A 13,134-nucleotide genomic window follows, 5' to 3' on the forward strand; every position below is an offset into this window, starting at 1 on the left:
CGGCGCGCCGGCGCGGGCGCGTTGGACCGGCCCGCGCGGCTGTGGGTCGCGGAACGGGAACGCGTGTTCGCGCGGGTCGGCCCGGCCGGCCGCCCGGGAGATCGAAAGGGGCCACTAGGCTGGGAGAAGTTCGCGCAATGTGAGGATTTCGGGCCATCCGGCCCCGGCTGATGCGCACTCATGGCGGAGGTTCCGTGCGGTACCACGAATCCATGCTCGACCTGATCGGGGACACCCCCCTCGTCAAGCTCAACTCCGTCACCGCGGGGTTGTCGGCAACGGTGCTGGCGAAGGTCGAATACTTCAACCCCGGCGGCTCGGTGAAGGACCGCATCGCCGTGCGGATGATCGACGCGGCCGAGCAGTCGGGCGCGCTGCGTCCCGGCGGCGTGATCGTCGAGCCCACCTCCGGCAACACCGGCGTCGGGCTCGCCATGGTCGCGCAGCAGCGCGGATACAAGTGTGTGTTCGTCTGCCCGGACAAGGTCAGCATGGACAAGATCAACGTGATGCGGGCGTACGGAGCCGAGGTGGTGGTCTGCCCGACCGCCGTCGACCCCGAGCACCCCGACTCGTACTACAACGTCTCGGACCGGCTGGTGCGCGAGACGCCCGGCGCGTGGAAGCCCGACCAGTACTCCAACCCGGAGAACCCGCAGTCGCACTACCTCTCCACCGGCCCCGAGCTGTGGGAGCAGACCGACGGCCGGATCACCTGCTTCGTGGCGGGCGTCGGCACCGGCGGCACCATCTCCGGGACGGGACGGTTCCTCAAGGAGGTCTCCAACGGCGGCGTGCGGGTGGTCGGCGCCGACCCCGAGGGCTCGGTGTACTCCGGCGGCAGCGGCCGGCCCTACCTGGTCGAGGGTGTGGGTGAGGACTTCTGGCCCACCGCGTACGACAGCGCGGTGCCGGACGAGATCATCGCGGTGTCCGACCGGGACTCGTTCCTGATGACCCGTCGGCTCGCCCGCGAGGAGGGCCTGCTCGTCGGCGGCTCGTGCGGGATGGCCGTGGTCGCGGCGCTGCGCGCGGCCGAGCGGCTGGGTCCCGACGACGTGGTCGTGGTGCTGCTGCCCGACTCCGGGCGCGGCTACCTGAGCAAGATCTTCAACGACGAGTGGATGGCCGACTACGGCTTCCTGGACGCGGACCAGGGCGAGGCCACCGTGGCCGACATCCTCACCCGCAAGCAGGGTGACCTGCCGGCCCTCGTGCACGTGCACCCGGAGGAAACGGTCGGCGATTCGATCGCGGTCCTGCGCGAGTTCGGGGTCAGCCAGATGCCGGTGGTCAAGCCCGGCGCCGGGCACCCCGACGTGATGGCCGCCGAGGTGGTCGGCTCGATCGCCGAGCGCGACCTGCTGGACGCGCTGGTGGCCGGGCGGGCGTCGGCGGGCGACCCGTTGGAGAAGTTCATGTCGGCGCCGATGCCGGTGATCGGCTCCGGCGAGCCGATCGCGCGGCTCGCGCGGGTGCTGGAGCAGGCCGACGCGGCGCTGGTGCTGGTGCACGGCAAGCCGCAGGGTGTGGTCACCCGGCAGGACCTGCTCGGCCACCTGGCGGGCTGAGTCGCCCGCGTTTCGCCACCGGGGCACGACGTCATCGGATCGGTTCACCGAGGACACGTTCACGTAGTCGACGCGTAACACCGTCTCGACACCGTGGGGGTTCGACGGGGACGGATCGCGAGGACCGCCCCGGTGGCGAAAGGCGGTGCGGTGATGGAGACGACGACTGCGGCGATTCGGGGTCGGGCCAGGCTCACCATGGTGGGCGGGGGCGGCGTGGGCGAGTGGCCCGCGCGAGTACGGGTGCGCACGGCCCGGATCGAGGACGTCGCCGAGGTCCGCGCGATGCACGAGCGGTGCTCGCCGGAGACCCGGCGATTGCGCTACTTCACCTCGACGCCGCGATTGCCGGACAGCGCCCTGGGCAAGCTGCTCGCGCCGGCCGACGGGCTGAGCCTGGTGGCGATCGGCCCCGACGGGGCGATCGGCGCGCTGGCCACGCTGTTCCACCCCGAGGGGGAGCGGATGGGAGAGGTGGCGCTCCTGGTCGAGGACGGATGGCAGCGGCACGGTCTCGGCACGGCGCTGCTGCGCTCGCTGGCGGAGCACGCGGCGGCGCGCGGGGCGACCGGGCTGCGGGCGCACGTACTGCCGTGGAACCGGCGGATGCTCGCCCTGTTCGAGCGGGCCGGGCTGGTCGGCAGGTGCGGCTACGAGGATGGCGTGGTGCTGGTGGAGGCGGAGCTGCCGGCGGCGGGGGCGCTCTCGACGGAGCGGTGCGCGTAAGCGGGGTGGCGTCCTGGGGGGAGCGGCGCGCCAGGGTGGCCGGAAGGGTGGCCGCGAACTGCCCGTTTGCCTCTGAGGCAAGTTAATTGCCTCTCCGGTCCATACCTGCCTAGTCTCGAAGCATGGTCGCTCCTCCAAGTTACGACACCGGCGATCCCGACCCGGAACCCGCCGGTGCGGAATCCGCCGAGGCGGTGCCGACCGGGCTCGGTGATCGACTGCGCGCGGCCCGGCTGGCGAACGGCTTCAAGCTCGACGAGGCCGCCCGGCTGACCAGGCTCTCCGTCGCCTACCTCTCCCGGCTCGAACACGAGCGCCGGCAACCCTCGTTGCCCGCGCTGCTCACCCTGGCCCGGGTGTACAACACCACCGTCTCCGAACTGCTCGGCGAGGACGCCGCGGCGACCGAGCCCGTGGTGCGCGCCCGTGCGGCCGAGCCGGTCGAGGCGCACGGCTGGACCTACTGGCGCGTGGGCAGCCCGCGACGCGGCATGCAGGCGCTGCGGGTCCGCGTGCCGGCGGGGCGGGCGGACGGGCCCGGCCGGGTGCATCCGGGCGAGGAGTGGCTGTACGTCCTGAGCGGGCAGCTGCGGCTGACCCTGGACGGGGCGACCCACCTGCTCGCGCCCGGCGACGTGGCGCACTTCGACTCGGGCCTCGCGCACCGCATGGAATCGGCCGACGCGTACCTGCCCGTCGAGTTCCTGATGGTCCACGCGGCGCCCGCGCTGGTCGCGTTCTCGCCGTGCCTTCCCGCCCACATATGAGGAGTTCGCCGTGATGGAGAGCGAGAAGAGCCGGGCGACCGGGATGTGGATCCGGATCGCGATCTACATCCTCGGATTCTCCGTGGTCTTCGGGGCGCTGATGGTCACCGCCGTGACGTACGGCCACCGCTGAGCGCACGGGGCGTCGCCCCGACGCGCCGGCGCGCCGGCGCGCGGCGCGTCAGCACGCCGGGGGTCGGTCGTGGGCCCGTAGGCTCGCGCCCATGGAAAACCCGACTTCCTCCGAGTCCACGACCCGCTACATCCGGCTCAACCTCGAAATCGTGCTCGAGGTCACCGACGCGGACGCGCTGCGCGCCGCCGCGTTGGACAGCGTCAAGGCCGACGAAGAACTGTCGTCCGGCGACCGAGCCGACGCCATGGCCGCGATCGAGAGCGACCTGGCCGAGTCCGTCTCGTACCTGATCGACCCGTTCAGCCTGGTCGAGGAGATCGCCGGCACCGAACTGAGCGAGGCCGGCTGGCAGTCCGAGGGCGCCGAGTACCTGCCCGAGGACGACGACGAGGACGACGAGGACGCCTGACGCGTCCCGGGACACCCTGTTCCGTCCCGGCTGCCTCGGCCTCCGATTCCCACGCGCCCCGACCCGCGCACCGAGTCCTCCGTCCCCGCGCCCCGCAAAGCCCCGGCTTCGCGGGGCGCAGTCCGTTGCCGCTCGACCGCGTGGTGCGCCGATCGTCGCGTGTGCGCCCCTCGGGGTGGGTGGTGCGCCGGCGCCCGGCACCGGCGTACGGCGCAAGCGGGTGTCCTCGTAGGGGTGAATCGGCGGCGAACCGGGCGGTGGGGCGTTGCCGATCGATGTGGGCTTCGTTGTCCCACGTGCCGCATCCGTTCGTGCGGCACTGTGACATGGAGGAAGAATGAACACGGTCAAGAAGGCGGCCTTCATCACCGTCGCCGCCGGTGGCATCCTCGCCGCGGGCATCGGTGGGGCCAGCGCCAGCTCCGAGGCGGACGGTGCCGCCGTCAACTCCCCGGGTGTCGCCTCGGGCAACAACATCCAGGTCCCGGTGCACATCCCGGTCAACCTGTGCGGCAACAGCATCAACGTCGTCGGCCTGGTGAACCCGGCGTTCGGCAACACCTGCATCAACGCCGGCTGAACCTTCGCACCATCGCGGTGGGCGCTGTACGGGGCAACCGGTCCCGGAACGGCGCCCTCTGGCGTTTTCGGGCCGGTCCCGGGTGCCGCGCGGGTCGCGTCGACCCGCGCGGCACCCGGGACCGAGTCCCGCTCAGGCGTGCGTGCCGCCGTCGATGCGCAGCGACGTGCCGGTGACGAACTTGCCGTCGTCGGAGGCGAGCGCGGCGATCATGCCGGCGATCACGTCCGGGTGGGCCATGCCGTCGCCGATGATCGGCATCAGCTTGCCGAACAGCTCCCAGTCGGCGTCCTCCGGAACCTGGTTCGGCGTGTCGTCGACGATGCCGCTGGAGATGCTGCCGGGCGCGACGTTGACCGCGCGCAGCCCCTGGCGGCTGTACTCCAGGGCGATCGCGTGGGTGAACGCGTCGATCGCGCCCTTGCTGGCCGCGTAGGCCGCCATGTAGGGGTGCGCGAAGCTCGCCGAGGTCGAGCTGAAGTTGATCACCACACCGTTGCCGGTTTCGAGCAGCGCGGGCAGCGCGGCGCGGGTCATCAGGAACGTGCCGGTCAGGTTGATCGTGATGATCTGGTTCCACTTGTCCAGCGGGAAGGTGTGGGTGTGCCCCGCCCGCAGGATGCCCGCGGCGTTGACCAGCACGTCCAGACCGCCGAACCGCTCGACGGTCTCGGCCACGCCGGTGCCGACCGCGGCCTCGTCCGACACGTCCAGCACGCCGGTGGTCAGCCTGGCGTCGAGGCCCTTCTCCGCCGCCATCGCGCGGGTCTTGTCCAGCCCGTCGGCGTTGACGTCGACCGCGTGTACGGAACCCGCCTCGCTCAGCAGCCGCAGCACCGTGGCCTGGCCGATGCCCGAGCCGCCGCCGGTGACGATGATGCGCCGATCCTGGAACCGCTCCACAGTGTTTCCTCCTTGGCCGGGATGCAGGGGTCCCATCACAGGCGGTTCCCGATGCGGGAGCAAGCCTCCTGAACGGTTGGCCGGGAGTGAAATGAAACATGTTCCTGTCGCTCGACAGGAACGACGAACGGCCGATCGGATTAATTCGCCCGGATTGCGTGAGGAACCGACCGGGAAGGGGTCACACCTGTGTGAGGGGAGCCCCCACCTCTCACGAACGCGGCGAAAGACGAGGTTCCAGTCATGGCAGACGCACCCGCCCGCCCGGCGACCCAGAGCAGCACGAGCCCGGAGCGCGTCGCGCGCCCGTCGACCGGAGCCTCCGGCGCCTCGCACATGACGGAGGTGACCGCGCTGGCCACCGACCGCGGCCGTACCTCGATCGCGGACGGCGTGGTGGCGAAGGTCGCCGGGCTTGCGGCGCGCGAGATCCCGGGGGTGTACGCCCTGGGCAGCGGAGTCTCCCGGGCCTTCGCCGCGATGCGCAAGGCGGTCCCGGGCGGTCGTCCCGACGTCGCGCGCGGGGTCAGTGTCGAGGTCGGCGAGAAGCAGTGTGCGGTCGACCTGAGCCTGGTCGTCGAATACGGCGCGCCGATCGCCGAGGTCGCCGCGGCGGTGCGCGACCACGTGATCGAGTCGATCGAGCGGATGACCGGCCTGGAGGTGGTCGAGGTGGACATCTCCGTGGACGACATCCACATCGAACAGGACGACGACGAGGGCTCCACACGCAACCTGGCCTGAGCCGGAAACGCGGCGAGGGCGGGCCGGGGATCGCCCCGGTCCCGCCCTCGCCGCCTCGACGCGGCGCGGTCAGCGCCGCCGACCGCGCATGCTCAGCCCGACGGCGCCCACCATGACCATCACGACCGAGGCCGCGAACACCGACCACGACATCGTGTTCAGCGAGTCGGTGAACACGCCGTAGACGGCCTCGATGCCGTCCCGGTTCAGCGTGTTGCGGGCGGCCAGCTCGTCGGCGACCGGACCGCTCGCGGTGGCGACCAGGATCAGCAGCAGGCCGCTGGTGACGAACAGCCCGACGCCGGTCATCACCAGCGCGCGGAACCGGTTGACCGCGACCGCCAGGCCGATCACAAGAAGTACGAGGGTCAGGATCGGCAACCACCGACCCGCGTCGTCCACCGCCCGGAGCGCGTCCCGACCCTGCTTCGCGTCGGAGGCGTGCGGCAGTTGCGCGAGGTCGATCGCGATGGTGGTCGGCAGACCCGCCTTGGAGACCGGGATCCCGGCCTTGTTCAACTGGCCCACGATCGCGTCCAGCGGGCTCTTGAGGTTGACCACGACGTCGTCGCCCTTGGTCTGGACGTTCTTGCTGTCCCGGCCCAGGAGCGAGGACAACACCACGTCGTGCGCCGTGGAGACGCCGTCCTTCCAGACCGCCTTGAACGTCGGCTTGGCGATCTCCTCGGTCACCGCCGTCTGCACCACCTGGCGCGGCACCTGATTGCGGACCCCGGGCGGCAGTTGCCGCATCACCTCGTCGGTCATCAGCCGCGCGACCTCGCTGCGGATCGCCGACTCGTCGATCAGCTCGACCGCGTTGTCGGTGAACCCCTGGTCGGAGACCACCTCCCAGCGCAACCACAGCGCCGACAGGGCCGGGATCGACAACAGCACGGCCAGCACCAGGCTGATCCCGGCGACGGTGCCGCGCAGTGCACCGAACGCGGGTCGGGCGGGTTGCGGTCGCGGCGGCGCGCCGTGGCCGCCGGGCGCGCCCGGGCCGCCGGGGCGGTACGCACCACCCGGGTCGTACGGCGGTGGCGCCGGTGTGGCCGCGTAGGGCGGGGGCGGGGGCGGGTAGCCGCCACCCTGGCCCGGATACGAGCCCGGGGACGAGTGCATCGCGCTTCCTCCGTCGTAGTCGGCGGACCGCCGTGCGGTTCGGCCCGGTTCCGGAAGGGTCTCACCCGCTTCCCGCTGCCACTGCCGCATGTCCGCTCTTGTGCCTGTTCGGTGACACCGCGGGTCCCGACCGGGTCGATACCGGTGATCCGCGGAGCCGGGCATAGCCTGCGGGGATGGACAGTGTGGACAACGCACCGCAAGCCGGCCGCCGGCGACCCCGGGTGGGCCATATCCAGTACCTGAACTGCCTGCCCATCTACTGGGGCCTGGCCCGCACGGGCACGCTGGTGGATCTGGAGCTCACCAAGGACACTCCGGACAACCTCAACGACGCCCTGGTGCGCGGCGACCTCGACATCGCGCCGATCAGCGTCGTCGAATACCTGCGGCACGCGGACGACCTCGTGGTGCTCCCGGACATCGCGGTGGCCGCCGACGGGCCCGTGATGTCGGTCATGCTGATCAGCCAGGTGCCGATCGAGGAACTGGACGGCTCCCGGGTCGCGCTGGGCTCGCAGAGCCGCACGGGGGTCCGGCTGGCCCGGCTGCTCCTGGAGGAGAGGTACGGCGTACGGCCGAAGTTCTTCACCTCGGCGCCCGACCTGGGCCTGATGATGCAGGAGGCGGACGCCGCCGTGGTGATCGGCGACGTCGCGTTGCGCGCGACGCTCTACGACGCGCCGCGCCTGGGCCTGAAGGTCTACGACCTGGCCGAGGAGTGGAAGCAGTGGACCGGGCTGCCGTTCGTATTCGCGGTGTGGGCCGCGCGCCGCGACTTCCTGGCCGCGCATCCCGCCGAGGTGCGCGAGGTGCACCGGGCCTTCCTGGAGTCGCGCGACCTGTGCATGCGCGAGGTGGACAAGGTCTGCGAGCACGTGGCCCGGTGGGAGGCGTTCGACGCGGCCACGCTGGAGCGCTACTACACCGAGGCGCTCGACTACTCGCTGGGCGCGCGCCACCTGGCCGGGCTCGCCGAGTTCGCCCGCCGTACCTCGCACGACACCGGGTATCCGGCGGACGTCCGGGTGCGGCTGCTCGACGCCCCGCAGGCTTCGTGAGCGCGCCGGATAGGCTCGTTCGCGAGTCGCAGTCGTTCCACTCGTATTCGTTCCATGCGGAGGCTTCCCCGTGATCAGCGATCTCCAGCCGGTCCTGGACCGGGCCGCCGACGGTGGGCGGATCACGCCCGAAGAGGCACTCGCGCTGTACGTCCACGCGCCGCTGCACGCGCTGGGTCGAGCCGCCGACGCCGCCCGCCGCAAGCGCTACGCGGACACCGTCGACATCGCGACGTACATCATCGAGCGCAACATCAACTACACGAACGTGTGCGTCACCGCGTGCAAGTTCTGTGCCTTCTACGCCCCGCCCAAGAGCGAGAAGGGCTGGGTCCGGGAGATCGACGACATCCTGCGCCGGTGCGCGGAGACGGTCGAACTCGGCGGCACCCAGATCATGTTCCAGGGCGGGCACCACCCCGACTTCGGCGTCGAGTACTACGAGCGCTCGTTCGCAGCGATCAAGGCCGAGTTCCCGCAGCTGGTGATCCACTCGCTCGGCGCGTCCGAGGTCGCGCACATGGCCAAGGTGTCCGGGGTGGGCATCGAGGAGGCCATCTCGCGGATCCACGCGGCGGGGCTCGACTCGTTCGCGGGCGCCGGCGCCGAACTGCTCCCGGAGCGCCCGCGCACCGCGATCGCCCCGCTCAAGGAGTCGGGCGAGCGCTGGCTGGAGATCATGGAGACCGCGCACGGCCTGGGCGTCGAGTCCACCTCGACGATGCTGATGGGCACCGGCGAGACCAACGCCGAGCGGATCGAGCACCTGCGGATGATCCGCGACGTGCAGGACCGCACCGGCGGCTTCCGGGCCTTCATCCCGTACACCTACCAGCCGGAGAACAATCACCTGAAGGGACGCACCCAGGCCACCCTGCTCGAATACCTGCGCCTGATCGCGGTCGCCCGGCTGTTCCTGCACAACGTCGCGCACATCCAGGGCTCGTGGCTGACCACGGGCAAGGAGGCCGGCCAGCTGACCCTGCACTACGGCGCGGACGACCTGGGCTCGGTCATGCTGGAGGAGAACGTGGTCTCCTCCGCCGGCGCCAAGCACCGCTCGAACCGGATGGAGCTGCTGCACCTGATCCGCGCCGCCGGGCGTGTCCCCGCGCAGCGCGACACCACGTACAACCACCTGATCGTGCACGACGACCCGGCGAACGACCCGGTCGACGACAAGGTGATCTCCCACCTGTCCTCCACCGCCATCCCCGGCGGCACCGCCCGCCCAGAGCCGCCTCGCACACAGCTGAAGGTGGTCGACGCGCGCTGAACCCGGCTTGGCAGGATGGGCGCATGTCGTTGACGTTGCATGTTGCGCCCGTTGTCCTGTCGATGGTCGACGCGGAGCCCATTCGCGACGGTGCCGTGCTCGTGGAGGACGAGCGCGTCGTCGCGGTGGGGCCGCGGGCCGAGTTGGTCGCGGAGGGGGCGCGGGAGCGGGTCTGGCGCGGAGTGCTCACCCCGGGGCTGGTGAACGCGCACGCGCACCTCCAGTACACCGACTTCGGCGATCTCGCGTTGTCCGGGCTGGCGTTCCCGGACTGGATCCGGGTGCTGATCGAGCGGCGGGCCGACTTCTCCGAGGTGATGTGGCAGGAGAGCGCGCGCCGTGGGGTGCACCACATGTTGCGCTCGGGGACCACGGCGGCGGCGGATGTGGTCACCGATCCGTGCGTACTGGTGCCGGTGGGCCGGTCGGGCCTGCGCGGGATCAGCTATGTCGAGGTGATCGCGGACGACGCGATGTGGGCGGGCGGGCGCCGCGAGGCGTTCCTCGACACGCTGCGCGGGGCGAGCGGCGGGCGCACGTTGGGCGTGTCGCCGCACACCCCGTTCACGGTCGGGACGGCCGTATTCGCGGAGTGCGTGAAGATCGCCCGCGAGCGCGGACTGCGGCTGCACCCGCACCTGGCGGAGACCTCGCACGAGGTGGAGTTCGTCCGGCACGGCACCGGCCGGTTCGCCGAGGCCAACCGCGCGACGGGGATGGCCCTGGAACTGCTCGACGGCGGCAGCGGCGGCAGCCCCGCGACCTACCTGGACGGCTTCGCCGGGCTCGGGCCGGACGTGCACGTCGCGCACGGGGTGCACCTGGGGGCGGACGACCGGGCGCTGCTGCGCGAGCACGATACGGCCGTCGCCCTGTGCGTGCGCTCCAACGCGATCCTGGCGGCGGGCGAGGCGCCGGTGGCGGACTACCTGCGTGAGGGCTCGCCGCTGGCTCTGGGCACCGACTCGCTGGCCTCCTCGCCGTCCCTGGACATGTGGGAGGAGGCGGCGGCGGCCCGCGAGGTCGCGGTGCGCCAGGGATACCGCGCGGACGACCTGGACCGGCGCCTGGTCGAGGCGGTCACGGTCGGCGGCGCGGCGGCGATGGGCGGCCTGGACGGGGCGGGCACGCTGCGCCCGGGCGGCCTCGCCGACCTCGCGGTGTTCGACGTGCCGACGGAGGGCGACCCGTACGCGGCCCTGCTCGCCCACGGCACCGGCTCGTGCGTGGCCACCGTGCTCGGCGGCCGGCTCGTGCACCGCCGCTGACGGCGGCCCGAGCGGCGGCGCGGGATCGTTCGGGGCGCGATCAGGCATGACCGGCCGAACCCGGGGCAGGCGCCCGGTCGACAAGACAGGGTTTCCCGACCACTTCCGACGCGGGCGCCGCCCGTGCGGAACGAGGAGGCACACCATGTCCGTTGGTACGCGAATCCGGTCCCTCGTCCATGCCGTGACCCCGCACCGCAGGCGCCGCCGCACCGGTCGCGGTCGCGGTCGCGGCGGCGGCGTCGGTGTCGGCGTGCGCATCGGCCGGCTCGGCGGCGGGGTCAAGGTCGGCCGGCGCCGTGCCGGTGGCCGTGCCGCGCGTCGCTGAACGCCGCACGCCGACACGAGTCCACCGGGCGGGTCGCACGCTCCACGCGACCCGCCCGGTGCGTTGCCCGCCCCCTGACCCGGGCACGGCCCCGGCCGCGAGATGATGGCCGGGTGACCCGAGCCTCCCTGGACAAACAACCGCGTGAAGTCGCGTCGATGTTCGACGCGGTCGCGGCGCGCTACGACCTGACCAACACCGTGCTGTCGATGGGCCAGGACCGGTCCTGGCGCAAAGCCGTCGCGCGGGCCGTGGACGCGCGCCCGGGTGAGCGCGTACTCGACCTGGCGGCCGGCACCGGCACCTCCTCGCTGCCCTTCCGGGACGCGGGCGCGGACGTGGTCCCGTGCGACTTCTCCGTGGGCATGCTGCGCGAGGGCAAGCGCCGCCACCCCGAATTGCCGTTCACCGCGGGCGACGCGACCCGGCTGCCGTTCCGGGACGCCACGTTCGACGCGGTGACCATCTCCTTCGGGCTGCGCAACGTCAACGACACAGAGGGCGCGCTGCGCGAGATGTTGCGGGTGACCCGCCCGGGCGGGCGCCTGGTGGTCTGCGAGTTCAGCCGGCCCACGTGGCCCGCGTTCGAGACGGTCTACGTGGAGTACCTGATGCGCGCGCTGCCGTCGGTGGCCACCGCCGTGAGCAGCAACCCGGACGCGTACGTCTATCTGGCCGAGTCCATCCGCGCCTGGCCCGACCAGGCCGGACTGGCCGCGATCGTGCGCCGGGCCGGCTGGGAGCGGGCGGCGTGGCGCAACCTCACCGGCGGCGTGGTCGCGCTGCACCGGGGCTTTCGACCCGCCACCGGATGACCACGGGCCGGTCCCCGGCCCGCTGCTCATAGACTTGTCCGGCCGGAACCGTCCCGGTTTCGGCACTGCCGCAGAGACTTCCAGGGGAGTCGTCCGTGACCGACGCAGCGCCCGTCACAACCACCAAGCGCGCCGACTCGACGCATGAGGCCGACGTCATCGTGGTCGGGGCCGGTCCGGCCGGATCGACCACGGCGTATCACCTGGCCAAGTCCGGCGTGAGCGTGATCCTGCTGGAGAAGACCGCGTTCCCCCGCGAGAAGGTCTGCGGCGACGGGCTCACCCCGCGCGCGGTCAAGCAGTTGATCGCGATGGGCGTGGACACCTCGGTCGAGGCCGGATGGCTGCCCAACAAGGGGCTGCGCATCCTCGGCGGCGGCATGCGGCTCGAACTGGACTGGCCGGACCTGGCCAGCTTCCCGGCGCACGGACTGGTCCGCAAGCGGGCCGACTTCGACGAGATCCTGGCCCGCCAGGCGGCGGCCGCGGGCGCGAAGCTGTACGAGCGCGCCAACGTCACCGGCCCGATCCTGGACGAGCGCACCGGCCGCATCGTCGGGGTCAACGCGCGGATGAACGGCTCGAAGGAGGAGACCGTCTTCCGCGCGCCGATCGTGGTCGCCGCCGACGGCAACTCGACCCGGCTCTCCCTCGCGATGGGCCTGCACCGGCGCGAGGACCGCCCGATGGGCGTCGCGGTCCGCACCTACTTCACCTCCCCGCGCAGCGACGACGACTACCTGGAGTCGTGGCTGGAGCTGTGGGACCGCCGCGACGGCCAGGAGAAGCTGCTGCCCGGCTACGGCTGGGTGTTCGGCATGGGCGACGGCACCTCGAACGTGGGCCTGGGCCTGCTCAACACCTCGGCGGCGTTCAAGGACATCGACTACCGCGACCTGCTCAAGGGCTGGGTCTCGGGCATGCCCGAGGACTGGGGCTACACCGACGAGAACCAGCAGGGCCCGATCCGCGGCGCGGCGCTGCCGATGGGCTTCAACCGCCAACCGCACTACACCAAGGGCCTGTTGCTGGTCGGCGACGCGGGCGGGATGGTCAACCCGTTCAACGGCGAGGGCATCGCGTACGCGATGGAGTCCGGCGAGATCGCGGCCCAGGTGATCACCCAGGCGGTGGCCCGCCTCACCCCCGAGGGCCGCGAGCGCGCGCTGCACGACTACCCGCGCATCCTCAAGCAGACCTACGGCGGCTACTACACGCTCGGCCGGGTCTTCGTGAAGCTGATCGGCGACCCGAGGGTGATGAACTTCGCCACCAAGCACGGTTTGCCGCACCCGATGCTGATGAAGTTCGTCCTGAAGATGCTGGCCAATCTGACCGACCCCAGGGGCGGCGACGCGATGGACCGCATCATCAACGGCATGGCCCGCATCGCCCCGGCCGCGTAGTCGTCGCCTTCGGTCGGCC

Annotated in this window: 14 protein-coding genes; 12 read left to right on the top strand and 2 right to left on the bottom strand. The window is 71.8% G+C overall.

From position 1 onward, the window contains the following. Window positions 1-194: 194 nt before the first annotated feature. The 6 genes from ACFXKZ_RS49645 (at window position 195) to ACFXKZ_RS49670 (ending at window position 4,189) form a co-directional block, all read left to right on the top strand. The gene (locus ACFXKZ_RS49645) at window positions 195-1,571 is read left to right on the top strand and encodes a cystathionine beta-synthase (protein WP_380014172.1); all 1,377 of its coding nucleotides are present in this window, start codon (window positions 195-197) and stop codon (window positions 1,569-1,571) included. Window positions 1,572-1,724: 153 nt separating this feature from the next. Continuing rightward, window positions 1,725-2,297, top strand: coding sequence for a GNAT family N-acetyltransferase (locus ACFXKZ_RS49650; protein WP_380014175.1), 573 nt, complete (start codon window positions 1,725-1,727; stop codon window positions 2,295-2,297). 122 nt (window positions 2,298-2,419) lie between these two features. Then, window positions 2,420-3,064, top strand: coding sequence for a helix-turn-helix domain-containing protein (locus tag ACFXKZ_RS49655; RefSeq protein ID WP_380014178.1), 645 nt, complete (start codon window positions 2,420-2,422; stop codon window positions 3,062-3,064). A 10-nt stretch (window positions 3,065-3,074) separates the two neighbouring features. Next, the gene (locus tag ACFXKZ_RS49660) at window positions 3,075-3,197 is read left to right on the top strand and encodes a hypothetical protein (protein ID WP_380014181.1); all 123 of its coding nucleotides are present in this window, start codon (window positions 3,075-3,077) and stop codon (window positions 3,195-3,197) included. Between the two features lie 91 nt (window positions 3,198-3,288). After that, window positions 3,289-3,609 (top strand): hypothetical protein, encoded by a 321-nt coding sequence (locus tag ACFXKZ_RS49665; protein WP_078975846.1) that lies wholly within the window; start codon window positions 3,289-3,291, stop codon window positions 3,607-3,609. A gap of 337 nt (window positions 3,610-3,946) precedes the next feature. Beyond that, on the top strand, window positions 3,947-4,189 hold the full coding sequence (locus tag ACFXKZ_RS49670) for a chaplin (RefSeq protein ID WP_380014184.1): 243 nt from the start codon (window positions 3,947-3,949) through the stop codon (window positions 4,187-4,189). 132 nt (window positions 4,190-4,321) lie between these two features. Here ACFXKZ_RS49670 and ACFXKZ_RS49675 read toward each other — a convergent pair whose 3' ends face one another. Next, window positions 4,322-5,092: an SDR family NAD(P)-dependent oxidoreductase gene (locus ACFXKZ_RS49675; RefSeq protein ID WP_078975844.1), complete on the bottom strand. Its 771-nt coding sequence runs from the start codon at window positions 5,090-5,092 to the stop codon at window positions 4,322-4,324. A 243-nt stretch (window positions 5,093-5,335) separates the two neighbouring features. Between ACFXKZ_RS49675 and ACFXKZ_RS49680 the strand changes: the two genes are divergently transcribed. Further along, window positions 5,336-5,836 carry an Asp23/Gls24 family envelope stress response protein gene (locus ACFXKZ_RS49680; protein WP_380014187.1) on the top strand — a complete coding sequence of 167 codons (501 nt, stop codon included), beginning with the start codon at window positions 5,336-5,338 and terminating at the stop codon, window positions 5,834-5,836. A gap of 69 nt (window positions 5,837-5,905) precedes the next feature. Here the strand turns inward: ACFXKZ_RS49680 and ACFXKZ_RS49685 are convergent, their stop codons facing one another. Continuing rightward, complete coding sequence (locus ACFXKZ_RS49685; RefSeq protein ID WP_380014190.1) at window positions 5,906-6,961, bottom strand: hypothetical protein; 1,056 nt, start codon at window positions 6,959-6,961, stop codon at window positions 5,906-5,908. A 176-nt stretch (window positions 6,962-7,137) separates the two neighbouring features. On the opposite strand from ACFXKZ_RS49685, the gene ACFXKZ_RS49690 reads away from it, so the two are divergent. From ACFXKZ_RS49690 to ACFXKZ_RS49710, 5 genes are all read left to right on the top strand, one after another. Next, window positions 7,138-8,022 carry a menaquinone biosynthetic enzyme MqnA/MqnD family protein gene (locus ACFXKZ_RS49690; protein ID WP_380014193.1) on the top strand — a complete coding sequence of 295 codons (885 nt, stop codon included), beginning with the start codon at window positions 7,138-7,140 and terminating at the stop codon, window positions 8,020-8,022. Between the two features lie 70 nt (window positions 8,023-8,092). Next, window positions 8,093-9,298, top strand: coding sequence for a cyclic dehypoxanthinyl futalosine synthase (mqnC, locus tag ACFXKZ_RS49695; protein ID WP_380014196.1), 1,206 nt, complete (start codon window positions 8,093-8,095; stop codon window positions 9,296-9,298). 23 nt (window positions 9,299-9,321) lie between these two features. Beyond that, complete coding sequence (locus ACFXKZ_RS49700) at window positions 9,322-10,566, top strand: amidohydrolase family protein (RefSeq protein ID WP_380014199.1); 1,245 nt, start codon at window positions 9,322-9,324, stop codon at window positions 10,564-10,566. A 441-nt stretch (window positions 10,567-11,007) separates the two neighbouring features. Beyond that, on the top strand, window positions 11,008-11,709 hold the full coding sequence (locus ACFXKZ_RS49705) for a demethylmenaquinone methyltransferase (RefSeq protein ID WP_380014202.1): 702 nt from the start codon (window positions 11,008-11,010) through the stop codon (window positions 11,707-11,709). Between the two features lie 95 nt (window positions 11,710-11,804). Continuing rightward, on the top strand, window positions 11,805-13,115 hold the full coding sequence (locus ACFXKZ_RS49710) for a geranylgeranyl reductase family protein (protein WP_380014205.1): 1,311 nt from the start codon (window positions 11,805-11,807) through the stop codon (window positions 13,113-13,115). The last annotated feature ends 19 nt before the right edge of the window (window positions 13,116-13,134 follow it).

The organism is Embleya sp. NPDC059237, assembly GCF_042754105.1.
Taxonomy (GTDB): Bacteria; Actinomycetota; Actinomycetes; order Streptomycetales; family Streptomycetaceae; genus Embleya.